The organism is Candidatus Dependentiae bacterium, from assembly GCA_018266175.1.
In the GTDB taxonomy this organism is placed as follows: domain Bacteria; phylum Babelota; class Babeliae; order Babelales; family RVW-14; genus JAFEAY01.
Genome location: JAFEAY010000003.1, coordinates 361,335 through 382,363, shown reverse-complemented (window position 1 = coordinate 382,363; position 21,029 = coordinate 361,335). Strand labels below are relative to the sequence as shown.

Sequence of the window (21,029 nt, the reverse complement as noted above, 5' to 3'; positions counted from 1 at the left end):
TTATTTTTCTGTAACTGTTTAAGGACATTCGATGATTATACCTCTTTTTACGCGTGCGCTTTTACTTTCTCTGTTTGTTTCAGTTTTATCTTCAGATCTTATCTGCATGAAGCCGGGTTCAAAAACACCAGCTTTTTTGGTTGAATTTATTGGTGATGTTAGCGACGAGTCATCAATGCATTGTGATGAATCGGATAGCGATGACAGCAGTGACAGCGATGATATTTCTGATAGTGATGATGATGATCAAGAAAACGAAATAGTTGATCACTCATCTGCTTTGCTTAAAAAAGTACACGCTACATCGGTATGCTATTCCCACAGAGGTGTGGATGAAAATAGAGAAAATGTGCTTCGTCAATTAAACTTTTTTGTGGGAACAGCAGGCTCCCAGGTTTTTAATAATGTTATCAAAACACTTGATTACATCAGAAAATTTAACTTTTACGCATTCAAAAGAAATGATCCAAAGCTTGAGCACCTGCACGAAGAGATGATTAAAATTCTGAAAATAGAAGCTCGTTGTGGATTAAATGCGTTTATTTACATTAAAGAGTGGCATGCTGATAATTTAACTATGAATTGGTATGACACAGAACGATTCTATGCAGATCGATCAGTTCGAGTTGACTTAAAAGTAAAACTTTTTGAAGCCTTAGAATATTTGGATAGAGTGGTTTGCCATTTCCATTGTAAAACTATTGTAGGTACTGATGGAGTAAATCCTGTAGAGAAGATTCGTAGTCTTATAAGCAGTACAAGAGATCACGTTGCACGACGCATCTGTGCTCGCACTTAAAACCTGATGATATTACCTTCTTTTTTTGCAGATGTTGAGTATGCTTGAAGCAAAACAACATCTGTACAAAAAGAAGGAGAGGTCTCATGAAAAGATGTTTTAAGTTTCTTACATTTTCTTTAACTTTTTTCTCATTATGTTCAGTTCTTCACGTTGAATCAGCAGATCAAGATCAACAAATCCAACAGCTTACAAAGCTGGTAACGGCAAAAACAATTCCCAACCACATAGCAATTATTCCAGATGGCAACCGTCGATGGGCAAAAGATCATAAAGTTCCTCTCATTGAAGGGTTACGTAAGGCATCACTTGAAACAGTTCCCACGATTACGGAGTTTTTGTGGAAAGGTGGGGTAGATACCGTTTCTATTTGGTGCTTTTCTACGGAAAATTGGCAACGAGATTTTGCAGAGGTCTTTGATGTGATGCAGGTGATTGTTGAAGGCATTAATCAAGCACTCTTGCCCTTGTGCTTGCGCATGGAGGCTCAGATTCTACATCTGGGGAGACGCGACCGCTTGCCATCGTATGTGCTCCAAGCGCTTGATGCGGCGATTGAAAAGACCAAAGCGTTTTCAAAACATGCGGTGAATTTGTGCATCGATTACGGCGGGCAGGATGAAATTTGTCGCATGTTGGAAAAACTTCAAACGCGTAATATGTTGGGGACTCCTGTGGCAACCGAGCATTGTGCCCAATTTCTTGATACGGCCGGCCAGCGGCACCCAAATCCAGACCTCATTGTTCGTACCTCTGGAGAAAGGCGCCTTTCGGGTTTTTTCTTGTGGCAGAGCGCCTATAGTGAATTTTCTTTCTTTAATAAGCTTTTTCCAGATCTAACCCCTACAGATATGCAAAAGGCCCTGGATGACTATGCCAGTCGGCAGCGTCGCTATGGGAAGTAAAAGTAGGCCGATTCATTGCTCCTTCTTTATCCCTCGTGACATTTTTTCAAAAACATGGTACCTTGCTTAGAATTGCTGTTTGAATATTAATTATTGGAGTTGCTACCAGAGAAGTGGGAATAATGAGCAAAGGGATGATAAAAATTACCGGTGCCAAAGAGCACAATCTCAAGTCGGTTAACGTTCAAATTCCAAAAGAGCAGTTGGTGGTCATTACCGGTCCTTCAGGGTCAGGCAAGAGTTCTCTGGCACTTGATACTTTGTATGCCGAAGGGCAACGTCGCTATGTTGAATCACTTTCATCATATGCGCGTCAATTTTTAGGTATTTCTAAGCGCCCTGATGTTGAAAAAATTGAGGGGCTTTGTCCCGCTATTGCGATTGATCAAAAGACCGTTGGCTACAACCCTCGTTCTACCGTTGGTACCATCACCGAAATTTACGACTATTTACGCGTTCTTTTTGCTCGTGTTGGAACACCTCATTGTCCTGAATGTAATGCGGTCATTAGCGCTGAATCTCCGGAAAATATTACCCACATGCTTTTGACTAAATTTAAAGATCAGACGGTAACGGTTACTGCTCCCATCGCTATTCAAAAGAAGGGCGAATTCAAAAGCGACCTTAAGCGCTTTTTTGAAAGTGGATTTCATCGCTTTACCATTGACGGTAAAGACTATCGGTTTAAAGAACTCAAGGAAATTGAAGCGGTCAAACTTGAAAAAACTTACAAACACACTATTAACATTTTAATTGATAAAATTACCATCATTCCTGAAGAAGTTGTGCGTGTGCAAGAAGCGATTGAAAAAGCATTTAACACCAATGGTGGCTTGTGCAGTGTTATTGACGCACAAGGTAATGAACAAATTTATTCTTCTCAGCGTATCTGCTTGACCTGTGTACGCTCATTTCCTGAACTTGAGCCACGATTTTTTTCCTTCAACTCACCGCTTGGTGCTTGTAAAAACTGCCACGGACTTGGCTTTACCTACGAAAGTTCATCATCGGTTTGGGGAAATTCAGAGCAAAGCTCTTCACCTTATTTAGATTATGAATCGCGCGAACGCATGTGTGAATACTGCCAAGGCAAGCGCTTGAGCGATGAAGCTCTTGCGGTAACTATTGGTGATCAAAATATTCATGACCTTTGTACACTTTCTGTTACAAAGCTTCTCGAGCTCTGCATACAGTTATCTGAGCAGAGTGATAAAAAAGAAATAACCGATCCACTCTTTCGTGAAATTATCAGTCGCCTGAGCTTTTTGGTTAACGTTGGGTTAACGTACCTGACGCTTTCACGTTCAGCAAGAACACTCTCTGGTGGTGAAGGACAGCGCATTCGCCTTGCAACGCAAATTGGTTCTGCACTCAGCGGGGTGCTTTATATTCTTGATGAACCGAGCATTGGGTTACACCAGCGTGATAACGATCGCTTGATTAGCACGCTTAAAATGTTGCGTGATCAAGGGAATACGGTAGTTGTGGTTGAGCACGATATGGATACCATTCAAGAAGCAGATTACCTGATTGATATGGGGCCTGCAGCAGGAGTTTTGGGTGGACAAGTGACAGCGTGCGGCACACCGGCTGAAGTTGCAAAAAACCCTAATTCTATGACAGGTGCGTATATTTCAGGTAAGCGTGCAATTGTCATGCCCAAAGAACGACGTGTTCCTACCGGCTTCTTGACCCTCAAAAATGTGCGCGTTAATAATTTGAAAAATGTAACGGTTAATTTTCCACTCGGTATTTTTTGCGCGGTTTCCGGAGTTTCGGGATCAGGTAAAAGTAGTTTGGTTATGCAAACACTTGCTCCTGCACTGCGTCAATATTTTTCATTGGGTTACTCAATTGGAAGTTCATTTGAAGAGATTGAAGGGCTTGAAAACCTGAAAAATGTGGTACTGGTTGACCAGAGTCCTATCGGTCGAACTCCTCGGTCAAACCCTGCGACGTATCTTGGAATTTTTGATGAAATTAGAAATCTGTTTGCAAGCCTGCCAGAAAGCAATGCGCGTGGCTATAAATGCGGTCGTTTTAGCTTTAACGTTCCAGAGGGACGTTGCTTTGAATGTGATGGTGAAGGTGTAACAAAAATTTCTATGCACTTTTTAGAAGACGTTTTCATGGTTTGCAAATCGTGCAAAGGAAAACGTTACAACAAGCAGACACTTGAAATTTTGTATCGCAGTAAAAATATTTCAGACATTCTTGATATGACGGTTGTTGAAGCAGCAGAATTTTTTGCAAACTTTCCTCGCTTAAAAAAGCGCTTAGATTTGTTGTGTGAAGTTGGGCTTGATTACCTCAAGCTGGGTCAATCTTCAACCACACTTTCTGGTGGTGAAGCGCAGCGCGTCAAACTTGTTAATGAGCTTGCAAAGCGGGACAAGAATGCGATGTACATTTTGGATGAACCGACGACGGGCCTTCACAGCTGCGACGTTGAAAAGCTTTTACTCGTGTTGAATAAATTAGTTGATCGAGGCAATAGCGTCTTGGTTATCGAACACAACCTTGATGTTTTAAAATCGGTTGATTATGTTATTGATGTTGGACCTGATGGTGGCGACCAAGGTGGATACATTGTTGCGCAAGGAACACCTGATCAGGTTGCTGACGTTAAAGAAAGCATCACGGGTAACTACTTGAAAAAGATGTTAAAAAAGTAAATTCTTATGATTTTTATATTGGGTTTATAGGCTTAAAATCGCCTATAAACCCAATATTTTTTGTTTTTTATTTCAAATAAGCACTTTGTCATAAGGCGACTGCGATACCGCTTGTCTTACCAGCACTGCATGGTATACTCCTCAATCAATCGATTGTAGTCGGTATTTATTTATAAATTCAAATTAATAGTATTACTGGGGTGATAAGCAATGGTATTAGGACAACGTTTATCGGTATGTTTCTTTTTTGTTATTGGATTGATTGTTGGTGGCATGAATGATGCTCAGGCATCAATGCCGGTACCAGCTCAATATGGTCGAGATATGTATGATATTGAAAGTTCATATTTTCGTTTGGGAAGGAATCCTTCAAAGGCAATGCAAGACTTAGAGGCTGCTAATAACATTAGTAAGATGATTGAACAGGCTGAGCAGAATGCTCCTGAAAATATTCTTCCTGCTGATTTTCGTGTAAGACAACAAGAGATTCAAGCTGATTTAGACGCATTCCAAGCTGAGCGTGCTCGCCTTTTGAATCATCCTGCTGATCAACCACTCGATGCAGCAGCATTGAGAAAAGTTAATGCTGATATCTATCAGGCTCGAAAATTACTTCGTATGCGAGATAATAATGGAGCAGACAGTGCGCAAGCCCATGCCCGTATGATTGAACAGCTGAAAAAACAACGAGCGCGATTGCTTGGAGCTGATGGACATTCTGCTCAGATTGGAAGCATTGTGGGTCGAGGTATTGGTGGTAAAACATGGGATTCTTTTGGATTTCAACAAGCAGATGGATTTGTCGACGGTATACAAAAAGGGCTTATGATTCGTGCTACTGAAGCCCTTGGCGAAGCAATTAGTTCAAAGTTGAAGACAACAATTGAGCTTGTTTTAGGCGGGACCTGGGATTTTATGCTTTTAAGCGGCTTAGATTTGTGGGAAGACATGTGTAAAGTTCTGTTTCACGATTCAAAAGATCCATTCAAAACTAAAGAAGTTAATGGTTGGAAAAAGCTAATTTCAGAAGCTATGGAACAGATTGAAAAGAACGTTAAAGATGGTCCAAAAGATAGCTTCCGTGGTCATGATATGACGCAACGTAATCTATTTGAAATTGATGAAAAAGAGCAAATTGAAGCGACCAATAGTTTAAATGCATGGCGCATGTATGTTGTTGGCTGTGCTGAGCAATTTGATTACTTTATCTTTGTGCTTGATTCACGTAAGCAATATTACAAAAAAGATGACATCATCTGTTTTTATGCAGACCAGATTCAAAACAGGTTATCAGATTATCGCGCCCTCATGCTTAAAGCTGGTTCGGTGAAAGAGTTAGATGAATTTATTGAGTCAAACAAATCGCTTCTCCCGGCAATGCGTAAAAACATCGAGCAACTCTTCATTAGGCTTGCAGAAGAAGTTGAGCCACGCACACTCGGTCTTGGCGGAAATGGTGATTCGATGCGTCGTACCGATACAACCGCTCGAATAAGACCATCAGGCTTAGATGACGACATGCCTAATCGTTTTTCAAACGGATGGGGCGGATAAGTTTTTGAGCGATAGATAATCATGAAGCTTACAATAAAAATTTTGAGCATTATTCTGATGCTCGGTATAACGATGAAATTAGGGGCTGATCTTCAGCCCACACTACTTCCCCGTCTTGACCCACAGCGCATTATGTCGCAATCCCAAGCGCTGGAAGCATCGCGCAAGCGCAGTTCTACTATTCGAAAAACTGTGCTAGGAACACTTGGTACAGCAGGAGCAGGGTTACTTGCTTACGGGGTGTATCAATATTTTGCACCGATAGAAGGTTCAAATACAGGATCAAGCGATATTCCTCGGTTGACAAACGAGCAGGTAGAAGCTCTTAGAAATGCTGAACGAGAAGCAATTAAAAATTATTACGATGATTTGGCTCAGCGACAAACTTTTTCAGGACATTTAAAAGCTGCTGCGTGGCATGGGACTGAGATTGCAATCGGATCATTTATTTGCGGGATTATTTACGCATCACTTGGGCAAGGTCAAGAGCAAGCAGCGCGCGTCTTACCGATGCTTTTTTCAAGCTATAGCAAAGATTTTTCAATGCTTTACAAGAAAGTTTCATCAAATTTTTTACGATTTAATGAATCGCTCTACGCCTTTGCCTTGCAAAATCAGGAAGGCGAACTTTCAATCAAATCAGATGTTTTGTATGGACATTTTTGTGCACAACTTGTTGTTGATTACACGGTGCTTTTATATTCGCTTGAGTCGGCGCTTGCATTTCTATTTGCTCATGGAACTGATAAAGGTGTAGATTTTATACAAAAAATTCGTTGTGGAGCAGATATTATTGACAGCTTCATTAGTGAGCTTGCAACAGAGCTTGAGCTTGTTATTAATCGAGCTGATGACGCTTCGCTTGGTCATGTTTCAGGCCACCTAAAAAATATTTATGTTTATGCTACTAAGTTCATGTGCTCATGTGGAGAGGAGCTCTATGGAGATTCGTTTAGCCCTGTTCAGTAAATTAATTTTCTTCTTTGCGTTCATGCCATTTATGCTTGTGTATGGCGAAAACGAAGTACTGCCGCTGACAGCCCCTCAACCGGTGATCGACCAAAAGCTCACGGCAGAGTTGGCTGAGATGTTTAAGAACCCAAATTTTAAAGAATTTTTAAGCGATAATTACCAGCAGCTTCATAAAGTTTCGGATCAAGGGTTACGACCTTTAGATCCTCAAGCTTTACAAGAAGAGCAAGATCGTAAGCGCTTTTATGCTGAGTATTTAGCAAAATATTATCCTAAAGTTTTCGTGATACGAAGTCGATTTTTCGCTCATATGACGCTGGATCAGATGACTGCAGCGCTGCAAGAAATTGTCGATGTTTTTACCGAAAAGCCCTGGTTTTACTTTGTTGACAAGCAAGACAATTTTGTTGTTGTTCGCTACTGGGAATATATTGTTGATCAACTGAGCTTTGTGAGTGACTTTTTGCGCAAAGCGTATGCTGATGTCAAAGCAGGAACCGTGGTGGTGCCACAGCCTGGAGTTGGGTTTTTTGGTTCCCCATTTAGATTTTTAACGCAAGCCCAAAGAACTACGATAAGGCCCTTGCTTGCCGCTCTTAATGAGCGCCAAAAGAAGTCGATATACGAGTTTTATGCTTTGTCATTTGATTATCTCATTAAACTTTTTAATGAGGGAATCTTGCTCAAAGATACGCGCCTTGCAAGCCGCTTTTTGCACGATCTTGAGTTTGTGATGAATAAGCTTCAGGGATCAGAATTTGAGCCCGATTATTACGAGGTTTTAAAGACCTGCAAAGAGCTCCTGAATATTCTTAAGCATAAATATGGCGTTGAAGAATATGATGATGTTGATGACGAATCATTGATGAGATCTGGCGGAAATGGCATGCGAGTGGGGTATTGATGAATTATTCCAGCATGAGATTTCTAAACTCGGTTTTAATGATATTTTTTTTGAGTTTATTTTTTGGAGCTTGTGTAAAGGCTGATCAAGATGATGAACACAAGGAAGTACGTGATTTCTTTAATAGCTTCATTCGTCATTATGAATTCAATCCAGAAGGGCGTTACACGCACGAATATCACCCATTTTTATTAGACCGAACGGCACGTAGCCTTGGTGCTCTTGAGCAACGTTTTAAAGACGAAGGGCTTGCGCTCAAAGGACGTGTGGTTATTGTTGGATATGAAGAAAGTGCTGTTCCTTCTTATTACACAGACTATCGCCAGTCGCGGATCAACGATGAAGCAAGCCTACGCAATAACGCCGGGTGGTCACTCCGGTTGCACAACCGCTTTGGGTTTATGACCGGCTTCTTATTCAAGGATTTTAATAAAATTGCGGCAAGCGTATTCAAAAATCAAGACCACGTCTTTGAGCATATTGATGCTGAGCAGATTCGTATCTTTGATGATCGCGCTCATGTTTTTCATGAGCATGCATTTGGAGAAGCTTACCCATTGGTGCAGCGAGCACAGGCGTCGGTTATTAAAAAATTTCAGGAACGAAAATTTTTAGATATTTTTGCCGACTTGGTAAAATTTTGGCAGATCATGTATGGGAATATGTTAAAAGTGGGGAACAAGCAAGTTGGTGCTACGCAAGATATTCTTTTTTCGATTGCATACGCACAACATCTTCTTTCATCAAATCTTCCATTTTTCAGTTATTTCACCGGGCCTGATATCACCTATCCTATTGAAATAACTTCAAAGCACGACAAATTTGTTAGTCGTCATGCCCAATCATTTGTAGGTCGTTTGTTCGATAAGCTTAAGCCTGTTGATGATCAGCCAACTGCATATGTTTTTTGTAGTTTTGTTGATGGTGTCGGTAAAAGTACAACGCTCGGTAACATCAAAAATGCGATGAAACATGGGAATAACGTTGAAGAGTTTGAGCATGTTGATAATTCATCATCACAATTAGCTGAAGTTTTTCAGTGCAAGGACAATGTGTTTATTGCTGACTTGCCTGCACAGATGAGTCACTTTACTTACAAGCCCGATGGACTTGTCTATGTTGATGCACGTACCGAATCTGATGATACTACCGTTAACGCAATTATTGACGAGTTTAAGAAAAACAGATCTGGATATATTAAAGATTATCAAAGCTTGCTGAGGCAAGCAGGAGCGCTGATTAGAGAGGAAGGCTTTTGTGCCCCAGATTTTCATGATGAAAATGATCCAGAGCTTGCATTTGTTAAAAATCTTTTGCTTTTGAAAAAACAGCATAAAAAATGGATTCCGTTCTCTTATGGCGGTCAGCACTATATTATTCGAGATTCAACTCCTACTGAGCTTCGGGTTCTTATGCCGCTGAGTAATGTCAAATCGGAAGGGCTGAAAAATATTGAGTCGGAGCAGATGCTCTTTTTTCAGGGTATTCGCTTGCCGCTTCCCTACGAGCATTTCTTAGATGATTTAGTGAGTCAGCTCAAGCAGCAAAACATTCAAAATGTTGTCTTTGTCGACTTCATGAGTATGTATCCACGTTCATCGCGTGAAAATGTTCGTATCAACTACCTCTTGCAACAGATGGCTTATTTGTTTAATGACTTTAGTCCTTGTAAGAGCTTGTACAAAGATTTTGTCAGTTGTGGCGAGCTCTTGCATAATTTGCTTGAGCAAAAAACAGCCCAGACTATTTTGCAGGGATTTGAGCATGAGGTACTGGTTCGCCTTGCTCTCTATCAGTTGATTATTCAGCGACAAAGTGGTGGCATTGAAGGATTAACGCTGCCGGTGCTTACCGATTTGATTAGGCATAAAATTGAGCAGGTTGGAGTAGCGGGATTTTCAGAACTGCGCATGCTTTCAGCAAGCAAGTTTAAAAATGAAACTAAGCGGTTGCAGGATATTTTTGGTCTCACTAAAGATTTTGTCAACGTTCAATGCTTTTCATTTGAGCGAGCAGCAGAATTTTCACGCATTTTACAGGAATTTTTTACAACAAATATTTCACATGATCAGATAAATGCTCTATGGCAGGATGATGGTCAAATGCTCGATGTAACAAACCCAAGCTTGCAGGAAGGACCTCTTGATATTGTGATGAAGACAGTTGATGGTGCCAAGATGCGTGTGTTGCATAAATTTGGTCCTGAATGTCGATCAGAAACGGTGCTCGCACAATTTTTTAAAGAGCTACGAGTTTTTTGGTATGCCGCGTTGAGCAATCTCCTTGATGGTCAAAAGCAAATGGGCAGTCAATTTGCTATTCCAACAGCAGTGGTTCCTGTTCCACCAATGTTTGTGAAGCAAGGGACCGATGGGAACTTTTATGCTGTGCAGTCACACATGAAAGGGTGGGTTGGAGATGTTGGAACACTCCCAAAAGTTCCGTACGATTTATTCAATTTACCGCCAGCACAACGTCTTCGATACGGAGAATTTGATGACAATGTATACCGTCTTGATTGGCGTGCCGATGTCACTAACCGAGGACTTTTTGGGTTTGGCTGTGATTTATCAAAAATTAAAAAACGTGGGTTTTATGTACTTGCGCTTTCCGTAATTGTCCAGCGACATCAAAATGAATTTGGTACAAATAACGTTATGCCTACTTCAAAGTTACTCAAAGAGTTGAAAAAGAGTAATTATTGGAAGAGTGTCTATCAAGGTTGGAAAACTGAGGCTGAAAAAAATAGTCGTGTTCTCGATTTGCGCAAAACTGCAGATGGAAAAGCTTTAGGCTGGGCAGAACGTTTTATTGCTGCAATGCCACAAAAAAGTACGCAGCCAATTAAGCGTGCCATCAATTTTGCTACACAGCATCAACGACAAGCTGCTCGAGTGGTTATCCGCTTGCTGGCAACGCTTGAGATGGTCGTTAAAGATCCAGATGCTGATGTTGTGGTTCGGCTTGGACATCGTGAAGACTTTAAAGCAGCGCTTAAGTTGTATGAGCGTGTCGTGATGCCTTACTTCTTTGGCATCTTATTTAAAGAGCCGCTCTTTGATGATTACGGCAATGTTGAGCCTTATCCCGACTGGGATTTTTTAGAAAACTTTATTGAGTAATTAAAAGTGGACATCTTGCTTAATCAAGCAAGATGTCCAGGCCTTGAAGTTCTGTTTTAATAACACCTTGCCACTCATTTTTCATGATATGGCATGCCAGCGAGAATGGCTTGTCTTCGTGTTCTTTTAAAATTTTGTATAAGTCAGGGCGATTAAAAAAGATTACAGGTTTAATAACGCCGTCGGCAAATACGGAGCATTTGAGGTGCAGCCCCTTAAGAAGCTCAGGTGCTTTAAGCTGTGTAACGCCTCGGACCAAAAAAGTTGGCTGCGGGTTTTGATTACCAAAAGGTTCAAGCTGAGCAAGATCTGATGAAAATTTGTAATCAATGTCAGACAGTTCAAGCGGCGCATCGAGCGTAAGCTTGGGACGAAGCTGGTCAAGTGGAATCTGAGATCTGATGAGATCTTCTAAATTTTTCTTAAGCGTTGGAACCAAGTCTCGTGAAAGCTTGAGTCCTGCAGCACAGGAGTGGCCGCCAAAGCTCATCAGTAAATCTTTGTTGGCGTTCAATGCATCAAAAATATTAAATTCTGGAATTGAACGGCACGATCCTTTTGCCAATCCTTTTTTATCCAAGTGGAGCAAAATTGCTGGGCGTCCGTAGGTATGCATCAGCTTGCCGGCAACAAGTCCAATAACTCCGGCAGGCCATTTGGAGCTTGCAGCAACAATAATATGTTCTTCATCAAGGTTAATTTGTTTGCTGACGATAGCAGCTTCAATTTCTTCATAAATTTCACGATCAATCCGCTTGCGCTCTTCATTCATTGATTTGAGAATGGCGCCAATGCGAAATACTTCATCTTCTTGAGAGCTGATTAAAAACCTGACCGCTTCGCGTGAGTCATCAAGTCGACCAAGTGCGTTGATTTGAGGTGCAATCATAAAGCCAATATCAAGCGAATCTAGACTTGCTTTGGTCATGCCGCTATTGGCGATGAGTGAATTGATTGCAGTACTGCGTTGTTTATTGATTTTGTTTAGACCATATTTGACCCAAAAGCGGTTTTCACCGGTCAGAGGGACCACGTCTGCAACGGTACCAAGGAGGAGCAATTCGTATAATTTATCAGGCAATGTTGTTATGCCAAGCTGTTCATAAATGAGACAGATAATTTTAAAAATAACACCAACGCCGGCAAACTTTTTAAAAGGATAGGTGCAATCGTCCTGGTTGGGATTGACGATGGCAAGGGCTTTGGGAAGCTCGCCATGAGGGCGGTGATGGTCGGTTATAATTAAATCGATACCCAAATTATGAGCTTCTTGTGCAGCTTCCAGTGCCGATATGCCGTTGTCAACGGTGACAATGAGCTTATAGCCGCAGCGTACGGCTTTTTGAACTGCGCTTACCGAAAGGCCATACCCCTCTTTTTCTCGATGAGGTAAGTGATAATTGATCTGTGCACCGAGCGGAATGAGTGCTGCAAGCATGAGTGCAGATGATGTTGCCCCATCAACGTCGTAGTCGCCAAAAATGAGAATTTTTTCTTTCTCCTGTACTGCTTTAATAATGCGAGTGGCTGCAATTTCTGCTCCCTTAAGCAGGCTGCCGGAAGCAACATCTTGCTCAAAGGACGAAAAGAGAAATGCGCGAACTGACTCTGGCGTGGTATATCCACGTGCACAAAGTGCATGAGCAATCGGAAATGATAAGTTATGAGCGTATGCAAGTGTTCGAACTGCTTCTTGGTCAACATCGCACACCTTCCAGAGATATTTGATTCCCTGCAACGTCGTGGTTGGGGGAGTGGCGATTGATGAGGGAATCTGCTGTATGGAAGATGTCTGGTGCTCGGTCATAACAACTCGCTGCTTAAATGGTTTTCTGATTAAAAAGTTAGCTTACTACATTTGCTGGTTGGGCAGAAGGTTTTTCTTAATAAAAGCATAAGGAGTCATCTTTTAGCTGTTCATTGAGCGTGCAGTAAATGCCTTAGACTATTAGTGCGTTGATTTGAATATTTTGAAACTATTGTTTTGCATGTTGTTTTATAAATATAATCAATAATAGAAATATGAATTATGCTCAAGAGCATTAAAAAATTTGAATTGGGGTGAGGGAGTATTGCTATGAAAATTATTAATATGACATTTAGGCTCGTAGCCGTTGTAATGTTGAGCATGTCAGGGTTGTTCGGTATGCCTACCGTTGACGTTCCCGCGCAAGATTCAGCTTCTGCTGCAGAGGGAATGCCCGATGCTAGCGCAATGCAAGCAATGCCTGTTGGAGTACCGCCAGCAGGGGCGATCCCGCAGGGTGGAATGCCACCTGTCATGACCGATAAAAAAGCTGATAGAAAAGATCAGAAAAAAGATGGCGCATCGACCGATAAAAAAGCAGGTCCAAGTATTTTGCAGATGAAAGAGCTCAAATTTGTTGATGATGGTTTGAAGGGTGCTGGGAAAGTTATAGACCTTTTTGTTGGGCCCTTTGAAGACTTTGGTGATGCTATTCCTCCAACCGTTTCTTCCCTTTTTGGACCTTTCGCTCATATTCATTGGTCGTTAATTATTCGCTCGATGCAAAAGCGTATAAAAAAAGCACGCGAAGAGTTTGAGGGCCTAACAGGAAAACCTAAATCTGTTGAAGTAAAAATAGCCAAGCCGGAAGTGCCGGTTGATTTTATGGCTGCAATGCAACAAGAGATTCTGAAGAAAGAGCCTGAGCAAAAAAAGCGTATCAGTATTACAAAGTTTATGCCTAAAAAAGTAATTAAAAAAATTTACGATGAGCTTCTTGTTTTTGTAAAAAAAGCGACTAAGCCGCTTGAGAAAAAGTCACTTGCCGTTGCCGAGCTCTTTGAGCCATTACCACCAATTCCATTTCTCGTAACCGTTTCAGACATTCAGCTCGCATTGCATATTTTAGGTCTACAACAACGTTTGGCAATTATTGAAGAATCGCTAAAAAATAAATTAGAACCGTTAGAAGATGTTAAAAAACGGGCGCTTAAAGATGCAATAAAAGTTCAAGATCTTGATCCTATGGTGGCTATGGCTGTTGCTCCAGAATTAACTCCTGAGCAAAAGAAAAAAGCTGATGAAAAAAAGAAAAAAGAAGAACGTAAAAAAAATGAAGTGTCTGGCGTTAAGCTTAAAGAAACTAAACAAGTGCAGAGTGTTTATTCTGCATTCAAAAAGCTTGATAGCATGACAAGCTTTTTAATAAAGCCCATTCAAAAACTTACCAAAGATATTTCTCCAATGCCAGTTCCGTTAGTGAGTTTTGTTGCATCGTATCTTGCCATGATGGGTGCTGGGTTTACGGCAACGGGTATTTTGGCTATTTATGGTCTTCCTATGCTTGCTTTTGCTAGTTCTTTGTACGGCGTTTCTCAAACGCAATTCTCAATTTATATTCGCAACTTACAGCAGCTTCTTGGCAAAATTGAAGGCGATATAAAAAATTTTCAAGAAGCAAAGAAGCAAGCAGGAACGTCTGAAAATGACCCAAGCAAAGTGCTCGCTCAAGGTCAGGAGCAGATAGGGCAGCAAGACAACAATACGGCAATACAAGATGGTGCAGGCATGCCAAACGTTAGTGGTATTGACCAAGCTGCGGCGTTGCCGGATATGTCTGGTGTTGGAGCAATTCCATTAGGTCATCCAAGTATCGGTGGTAATGCTGAAACTGCTGCACCTGCAGAGTAAAATGTTTAATGATTTTTAATAATTTTGAATTAAAGGCGTTTTTGAGGGGAGTTCGATTATGAAACGTAGTACTGTTATGTTTGCATTAGTGATTGTGCATGGATTTTTTATATCTTGTCTGCTGGGCATGCCAACAGTTGAAGTTCCTCCAGCTTCTCAAAGTGATACCTCTTTAATGCCGGCATCAACAGCTCCATTTGCTTTGCCGCCAGAAGTGCAAGCTTCTACGGTTGCAGGGCAACAGCAGGGTGGAATGCCGACGGTAACGGCAGATAGTAAACTTGATAAAAATAAAAAGAAAAATGAAGCAACTGTTAGCGATAATAAAGATCTTGGCATCTTGCAGATGAAAGAACTTAGAATAGTTGATGAAGGCTTGAAAGGTGCTGGAAAAATTATCGACTTATTTGTTGGACCATTTGAAGATTTTGGTGATGTCATTCCGCCAACAATATCTTCCCTTTTTGGTCCAGTTGCTCATCTTCATTGGTCATTGATTATTCGTTCGCTTCAAAAACGTATTAAGAAAGCACAAGCAGAATTTGCAGTGTTAACTGGAAAACCTAAGCCAGTGGAAGTAAAAGAGAAGAAGCCTGAAGCGCCGGTTGACTTTATGGCTGCAATGCAACAAGAAGTTAAGAAAAAAGAGCCTGAGCAAAAAAAGAAAATTAATGTTATGCAGTTCATTCCCAAGCCGTTGCTTAAAAAAATTTATGATGAGCTTCTTCTTTTTGTAAAAAAAGCTACCCATCCAATTGAAAAAAAATCACTTGCAGTAGCTGAACTTTTTGAGCCATTACCACCAATTCCATTTTTAGCAACAGTTTCCGATGTACAGATTGCATTGCATATTTTAAGCCTTCAACAACGTGCTGGAGTTATTGAAGAGTCATTGAAAAATAAACTGGAATCTTTAGACGCTATTAAAAAGCGTCAACTTAAAGGAGCTGTTAAAGTTGTAGATCTTGACCCAATGGTGGCTATGGCTTCAGCTCCAGAGCCAACACCTGAACAGAAAAAAGCGGATGAGAAAAAAAAGAAAGAAGAGCAAAAAAAAGAACAAAAACCTAGCTTGAAGCTTAAAGATACAAAGCAAGCCAAGAGCGTTTATTCTGCATTTAAAAGCCTTAATGACATGGTAAGTCCAATGACTCAGTCAATTGAAAAGCTTGCTTATAATATTCCAGCAATGCCAGTTCCTTTAATAAGTTTTTTAAGCTCGCTGACTATGATTGCTGGTGGAGGTGTTACGGTAACAGGAACAGTATTAAGCTTTTCTGCTCTCGGATTGAGCGTTGGAGTACCTATTGCGCTTATTGGGGTAGCTATAGCAGCTTTGGGGAGCACGCTTCATGGTGTTTCTCAAACCCAATTTGCAATTTATGTTCGAAACTTACAGCAACTTTTGGGCAAAATTGAAGATGATATTAAAAACTATCAAGAGGCAAAAAAGCTTGCCGCTCAACCAACTCATGATCCAACTAAAGTTCTTGAGCAAGCGCAAACTGAAATGGAAGCATCATCAACTGAAGGATCTGTAGTTTCGCCAGAAACTTCGGATACTCAAGCGGTGCCTGATGCTGATTCTGGAACAACAGCAGCTGAAGTTATAGATGCTGGTAGCAGTAGTGATGCTGGGGGTGCTGTTCCCGCTGAATAAGGTATGTTTTAGATTGTTAAATAAATAGGCCATCATACATAAATATGCATGATGGCCTATTTAAATTTATTGGTACAAAAATTTTATTGTATGTGACTTGGTTTCATCGTCGGAAACAAAATTACATCTTTAATTGATGGTGTATTGGTTAGAAGCATGGTTAAACGATCGATGCCAATTCCCACGCCCACTGTTGGTGGTAACCCAAATTCAAGTGCATGAATAAACTCTGCATCGTAGTGATGTGCCTCGTCGTTTCCATCTTGGCGAACTGCTACTTGATCGTGCAAGCGCTGCGCTTGGTCGAATGGGTCGTTGAGCTCTGTAAAACCATTGGCTAGTTCCATGCCACAGCAAAACAGTTCAAAACGAGCAGCTTGTGTAGGGTTTTCGGGATCGCGTTTTGCAAGAGGTGAAACCGATATCGGATAGCCGATAATAAATGTTGGTTGTACAATTTTTGCTTCAACAAAATGCTCAAACAAAGCAAACAGTTTAACGCCGTAATCGGCATTTTTTTCTTTGAGCTCAACGTTGTCAGACTTGATGATAGCATCAATTGCAGCTTCAGATATTTGCTCAGCGGTAAGACCTCCAATTTCAATGAGTGATTCCTGGACCGTCATTTTTTTGAATGGCGCGGTAAAATCGAGTTCATGACTTTGAAACTGAACTTTGAGTGACGGGAAGTTTTTGAGTACCGCGTTTGCAATGAGCTGTTCAGTTAAAGCTATACCGGTCGAATAGTCTCCATGAGCCATATAAAATTCAAGCATGGTGAATTCAGGGTTGTGACGTGTAGAAACGCCTTCGTTACGAAAGTTGCGATTGATTTCAAAAACGCGCTCAAAACCGCCCACGACCAATCGCTTGAGATAGAGCTCTGGAGCAATGCGTAAAAAGAGCTGAATATCGTATGCATTGTGATGAGTGATAAAAGGCTTTGCTGCAGCACCACCGGGAATTGGATGAAGCATTGGAGTTTCAACTTCAATGAAATCTTTTTCTTGTAAAAATTGGCGAACGGCGTGCAAAATGCCCGAACGCTTTTTAAATTTTTCAAGGCTTTCAGGGTTACTAATTAAATCTAAATGACGCTGACGGTAGCGCTGTTCAGTGTCGGTGAGTCCATGATATTTTTCTGGAAGTGGGTGAAGACATTTGCTCAGCAGGGTAAGTTCTTTGACATGAACCGTCACTTCCCCCATGCGTGTTTTAAAGAAGTAGCCTTTAACCCAAACAATGTCGCCAATATCGATATGATGCTTAAAATGATCAAAGTTTTGCTCACCAAGTTCATCTTTTTTTAGGTACATTTGCACCGATCCGGACCGATCTTGCATGTGGCAGAAAAATGTTTTGCCATGGTCACGCCTGGTCATGAGTCTGCCTGCAAGTTCAAATTCAGGTTGGGCTGCTTGATCGTCAGTTTCAAGAAACTGTGCAACGCCTTGAGCAACAGTTGCTGATACCGGTTTATAGCAAGGCCAGGGTGATATACCCTCTTCTTGCATTTTTTTTACTTTAGCAACTCTGATTTCATGTTCATTAAGTTCTGTATGACCTGTCAGGGGAGTTTTTTCATGAGTCATGAGTGTACCTACTGTTTAGATTTATGGTCTTTGTGATCGGTGTTTCCAACTGCTCAAAGGTAATAATAAACCGAAAAAATGTCAAAAATTAGGGTGATACAATCATTAATTTTAGGTGATTCTTTCGTCATGATCTTGGGTTGGTCCTTGAGCTGTGTGAGTTTCAATATATTCAGTAGGAAAGTAGTACATTACTTCGTTAGTATACCCCATGTGCAAGTCTTGACGTGCAAGTTTTTCCAACTCGAATGAATTTTCTTGCCACGTGGTCGCATCTGCTTGGAGCTGCGTACACGTTTGTTCCATTTTTTTTACATACTCAATTTCAGCTGCAAGTTCTTCTTGAAGTGAAATATATTGCATCACGCCGCGTTTGCCCACAACAATATAGCTTCCCACGCCAACGGCAAAAATCATCAGCAATACCCTGTGAATAGAGTGTTTATATTTCATCTGAACTATTCCTTTCCCAAATCGCGATGACGAACTAAAAATGAACAATGATTCCATTTTTGAGTTCCTAATTTTTCTACAAAAGCAACAGAGCGATGCTTACCACCCGTGCAGCCAATAGCAATGGTGACAAAAAATCTTCCCTCTTGATAGAATTTAGTAAGAGCGAATTGTAAAAAGTCGGTCAGCCGGGCCCAATAGTCGTTAACGGTGTTGTCTGCAAAGAGGTATTCTTGAATTGCCGGGTGCCGACCATTGAGGTCTTTGAGTGAGTCGATAAAGAATGGATTGGGCAAGAAACGTAAATCCCAGACCAAGTTGCTTTCTGGTGGAATTCCGTATTTAAAACCAAACGAAACCACATTAACGAGAACTTCTCGTTTAACTTCTTCGCAGAATGTTTTTTGAACCCAGCTGCGCAAATCATGGGCGTTGAGTATGTCTGTTTCAAGTGTGATATCAGCTAATTTTTTAATTGAGTCCAGCATTGCTCGTTCGTTACGAATGGCAGAGATAAGGTCAATTTTTTTTGAAACGAGTGGATGCTTTCGTCGAGTTTCTTGGAACCGCTTAACAAGGGTATTTTCGCTCGCGTGTAAGAAGACGATCTTAAAGCCATCAATGTGCTTTTCTTGTCGTAAATGTTCGACTTCTCCAAGGAGTGTGTTGAGAAATTGTTCATCACGTGCATCGATACCCAAAGCAACGCGCACCAGTTCAAGTGGTGCTTGAAATGCAAGATTGAGGAGGGTTTTTAAAAGAGGCACTGGAAGATTGTCCACGCAATAAAAACCAATATCTTCAAGTGCGCGCATGACACTTGTTTTGCCGGCTCCTGAAAGACCGGTAACAATTAAAACATGGCGTTTTTGGTTGCGCGGAATTATAATTTTTTCAATAATGGGACTTGTATTCATACTCAATAGACATCCTGCTTTAGCAATTTACTATCATCCCTCAGTACATTAATCTTAAAGTGTTTATGCTTATTTGGAAAGTGATGATTAACTCTGTTAGATTAATCATAGAACTTATGACAAGAAAGGAGAGAGGCATGAAAATTTCTTTTTATGGGCCGTTACTGTGTGTAAGTATTATATTTTTAGCGGTGCCCGCGGTTGAAGCGAGTGAGTCTGTTGATGTGCAGGCATCAAAAAATGTTGGAAAATCATTTGCCCGTGATGGTTCTTCCGGAGCAAAAAACCAGAAAATGAGTATGTTTAAATTCTGGAAGCGCTTGAAAAAAAATTCGAAAAAAAATGAAGATCCTGCAGATTCAGGAAAGCCAGCACCTAAGCCCGCACGAGATATTTTTGTTTGGTTTAAAACGTATGCCGAAGTTATTGGTCTTGTTGAGCGCAAAGCGTTTCGCTCGGTTGATTTTTCAAATTTTATTCAAGATTCGCTCAAGTCTGCGGTCCAACAGGTTGATGCCCATTCATCATTTTTTGCACCCGATTCATTTAAGCAGGTCATGGAGTCTGCAACGGGAGAGTTTGGTGGCATTGGCGTGAGTGTTTTAACCAAGGCAACTGATGATGAAGCATTGGCAATTCTTGAAGTGATTGATGGCGGCCCGGCAGCAAAAGCTGGTCTTAAGGGTGGTGATAAAATTGTTGAAATTGAAGGCGAAAAGCTTAAAGGTCTTTCAGCTGATGAGGTGGTGACTAAGTTAAAAGGTAAGCCAGGAAGTAAGCTGAGTGTAAAAGTATTGCGCGATAAAAAGCCAAAAGAATTTACGATTACGCGCGACATTATTAAAGACCAAACGTCTATGTGTTTTTTCTTCAAAGATCAGGGTATTTATTATCTTTCACTTAAAATATTTGCACAAAATTCAGCACAGCAAGTGAGCGAGTTGCTTGAAAAAGCAAATGATGGGCAGTGCAAAGGAGTTGTACTTGATTTGCGTCGTAACCCTGGTGGAACGCTCGATTCTGCTATTGATGTTGCGGGTCTTTTTGTTCCCAAAAAATCGCTTGTTGTGGTAACTAAGGATAATAAAAAACAGGTGATATCTGAGTATCGCACAAGTTCAGAACCATTACTGAAAAGTGATCGTCCAATTTTTATTTTGATTGATAATTTTACCGCATCGGCAGCAGAAATTTTGGCAGGAACGTTGCAATATTATTCACAGAAATCTGTGCAGACAGAAGAGGGAACACAACCAATAATGGTCTTTTTGGTAGGTGTGCCAACATTTGGAAAAGGATCGGTACAAGAAGTGATTCCTATCAGCAATGGTTGCGCGCTTAAATTAACAACGATGCTCTACTACCTTCCAGGTGATATTTCTATTCAGGCACGAGGTATTAATCCAGATTTTACCATTAAGCCGCGCTTTATTCCTACCGAAGAGATGAAGTGGATAACTGAAATGTATGGTAAAGAGGCTTCGCTTAAAAATCATATTACGGTGGACGAAGTGCAAAAAGGGCGAAAAGATCCTGTTGATGACGACGATGAAGCACCGGTAAAAAAAGATAAAGATCAGAAGAAAGATAAGAAAAAGAAACAAAAAGATGAAGAGGAAAAGAGCTGGGAAGAGAAGCAAAAAGAGAGTCTTTCTCAAGATGTGCAAGTGCAAGCAAGTATCAATATGATCAACTTACTTGCTGTTGCCCGCAAGCATATTCCCGATCAAATTTCATCGCATGAACGAGCACTTAAGTTCCTCAAAGAGAACTATGTAACTGATGATAGCGTCACAATCGAGAAAGTGAAATAAATAT

At 40.9% G+C, this 21,029-nt stretch carries 14 protein-coding genes; 10 read left to right on the top strand and 4 right to left on the bottom strand.

Features of this window, described 5'->3' with window-relative positions; genetic code table 11:
- The first annotated feature begins 31 nt into the window (after positions 1 to 31).
- The 7 genes from JST56_01615 to JST56_01585 all read left to right on the top strand — a co-directional run bounded on the left by JST56_01615 (position 32) and on the right by JST56_01585 (position 10,931).
- Positions 32 to 799, top strand: coding sequence for a hypothetical protein (locus JST56_01615; protein ID MBS1987667.1), 768 nt, complete (start codon positions 32 to 34; stop codon positions 797 to 799).
- Between the two features lie 86 nt (positions 800 to 885).
- Positions 886 to 1,704: a di-trans,poly-cis-decaprenylcistransferase gene (gene uppS / locus JST56_01610; GenBank protein MBS1987666.1), complete on the top strand. Its 819-nt coding sequence runs from the start codon at positions 886 to 888 to the stop codon at positions 1,702 to 1,704.
- 122 nt (positions 1,705 to 1,826) lie between these two features.
- Positions 1,827 to 4,379, top strand: coding sequence for an excinuclease ABC subunit UvrA (gene uvrA, locus JST56_01605; GenBank protein ID MBS1987665.1), 2,553 nt, complete (start codon positions 1,827 to 1,829; stop codon positions 4,377 to 4,379).
- Between the two features lie 210 nt (positions 4,380 to 4,589).
- Complete coding sequence (locus JST56_01600) at positions 4,590 to 5,933, top strand: hypothetical protein (protein ID MBS1987664.1); 1,344 nt, start codon at positions 4,590 to 4,592, stop codon at positions 5,931 to 5,933.
- A 21-nt stretch (positions 5,934 to 5,954) separates the two neighbouring features.
- Entirely contained in the window at positions 5,955 to 6,902 is a 948-nt protein-coding gene (locus JST56_01595) for a hypothetical protein (GenBank protein ID MBS1987663.1), read from the top strand.
- Positions 6,874 to 7,809 carry a hypothetical protein gene (locus JST56_01590; protein ID MBS1987662.1) on the top strand — a complete coding sequence of 312 codons (936 nt, stop codon included), beginning with the start codon at positions 6,874 to 6,876 and terminating at the stop codon, positions 7,807 to 7,809. The genes JST56_01595 and JST56_01590 overlap by 29 nt, the downstream gene beginning before the upstream one ends.
- A complete protein-coding gene (locus tag JST56_01585; GenBank protein ID MBS1987661.1) occupies positions 7,809 to 10,931 on the top strand; it encodes a hypothetical protein in 3,123 nt (1,040 codons plus the stop codon). Before JST56_01590 ends, JST56_01585 begins: the two co-directional genes overlap by 1 nt.
- A gap of 19 nt (positions 10,932 to 10,950) precedes the next feature.
- On the opposite strand, the gene recJ is transcribed toward JST56_01585, so the two are convergent.
- Positions 10,951 to 12,738 (bottom strand): single-stranded-DNA-specific exonuclease RecJ, encoded by a 1,788-nt coding sequence (gene recJ / locus JST56_01580; protein MBS1987660.1) that lies wholly within the window; start codon positions 12,736 to 12,738, stop codon positions 10,951 to 10,953.
- 270 nt (positions 12,739 to 13,008) lie between these two features.
- Here recJ and JST56_01575 point away from each other — a divergent pair, with 270 nt between their 5' ends.
- Together JST56_01575 and JST56_01570 are read left to right on the top strand one after the other, a co-directional pair.
- Positions 13,009 to 14,589, top strand: coding sequence for a hypothetical protein (locus JST56_01575; protein ID MBS1987659.1), 1,581 nt, complete (start codon positions 13,009 to 13,011; stop codon positions 14,587 to 14,589).
- 58 nt (positions 14,590 to 14,647) lie between these two features.
- Positions 14,648 to 16,249, top strand: a complete 1,602-nt coding sequence (locus tag JST56_01570) for a hypothetical protein (protein ID MBS1987658.1) — start codon at positions 14,648 to 14,650, stop codon at positions 16,247 to 16,249.
- Positions 16,250 to 16,332: 83 nt separating this feature from the next.
- On the opposite strand, the gene lysS is transcribed toward JST56_01570, so the two are convergent.
- The 3 genes from lysS to rapZ all read right to left on the bottom strand — a co-directional run bounded on the left by lysS (position 16,333) and on the right by rapZ (position 19,211).
- Positions 16,333 to 17,841: a lysine--tRNA ligase gene (lysS, locus tag JST56_01565; GenBank protein MBS1987657.1), complete on the bottom strand. Its 1,509-nt coding sequence runs from the start codon at positions 17,839 to 17,841 to the stop codon at positions 16,333 to 16,335.
- A 111-nt stretch (positions 17,842 to 17,952) separates the two neighbouring features.
- Positions 17,953 to 18,294 carry a septum formation initiator family protein gene (locus tag JST56_01560; protein MBS1987656.1) on the bottom strand — a complete coding sequence of 114 codons (342 nt, stop codon included), beginning with the start codon at positions 18,292 to 18,294 and terminating at the stop codon, positions 17,953 to 17,955.
- Between the two features lie 5 nt (positions 18,295 to 18,299).
- Positions 18,300 to 19,211 carry an RNase adapter RapZ gene (gene rapZ / locus JST56_01555; GenBank protein MBS1987655.1) on the bottom strand — a complete coding sequence of 304 codons (912 nt, stop codon included), beginning with the start codon at positions 19,209 to 19,211 and terminating at the stop codon, positions 18,300 to 18,302.
- A gap of 137 nt (positions 19,212 to 19,348) precedes the next feature.
- Between rapZ and JST56_01550 the strand changes: the two genes are divergently transcribed.
- Positions 19,349 to 21,025, top strand: coding sequence for a S41 family peptidase (locus tag JST56_01550; GenBank protein MBS1987654.1), 1,677 nt, complete (start codon positions 19,349 to 19,351; stop codon positions 21,023 to 21,025).
- The last annotated feature ends 4 nt before the right edge of the window (positions 21,026 to 21,029 follow it).

What these genes read in the sequence shown, in the direction of transcription:
- uvrA (MBS1987665.1), top strand. Translation starts at nt 1,827, where the DNA reads ATGAGCAAAGGGATGATAAAAATTACCGGTGCCAAAGAGCACAATCTC.
- JST56_01560 (MBS1987656.1), bottom strand. Translation starts at nt 18,294, where the DNA reads ATGAAATATAAACACTCTATTCACAGGGTATTGCTGATGATTTTTGCC.
- JST56_01575 (MBS1987659.1), top strand. Translation starts at nt 13,009, where the DNA reads ATGAAAATTATTAATATGACATTTAGGCTCGTAGCCGTTGTAATGTTG.
- rapZ (MBS1987655.1), bottom strand. Translation starts at nt 19,211, where the DNA reads ATGAATACAAGTCCCATTATTGAAAAAATTATAATTCCGCGCAACCAA.
- uppS (MBS1987666.1), top strand. Translation starts at nt 886, where the DNA reads ATGAAAAGATGTTTTAAGTTTCTTACATTTTCTTTAACTTTTTTCTCA.
- JST56_01590 (MBS1987662.1), top strand. Translation starts at nt 6,874, where the DNA reads ATGGAGATTCGTTTAGCCCTGTTCAGTAAATTAATTTTCTTCTTTGCG.
- JST56_01600 (MBS1987664.1), top strand. Translation starts at nt 4,590, where the DNA reads ATGGTATTAGGACAACGTTTATCGGTATGTTTCTTTTTTGTTATTGGA.
- JST56_01615 (MBS1987667.1), top strand. Translation starts at nt 32, where the DNA reads ATGATTATACCTCTTTTTACGCGTGCGCTTTTACTTTCTCTGTTTGTT.
- JST56_01570 (MBS1987658.1), top strand. Translation starts at nt 14,648, where the DNA reads ATGAAACGTAGTACTGTTATGTTTGCATTAGTGATTGTGCATGGATTT.
- lysS (MBS1987657.1), bottom strand. Translation starts at nt 17,841, where the DNA reads ATGACTCATGAAAAAACTCCCCTGACAGGTCATACAGAACTTAATGAA.
- JST56_01595 (MBS1987663.1), top strand. Translation starts at nt 5,955, where the DNA reads ATGAAGCTTACAATAAAAATTTTGAGCATTATTCTGATGCTCGGTATA.
- JST56_01550 (MBS1987654.1), top strand. Translation starts at nt 19,349, where the DNA reads ATGAAAATTTCTTTTTATGGGCCGTTACTGTGTGTAAGTATTATATTT.
- JST56_01585 (MBS1987661.1), top strand. Translation starts at nt 7,809, where the DNA reads ATGAATTATTCCAGCATGAGATTTCTAAACTCGGTTTTAATGATATTT.
- recJ (MBS1987660.1), bottom strand. Translation starts at nt 12,738, where the DNA reads ATGACCGAGCACCAGACATCTTCCATACAGCAGATTCCCTCATCAATC.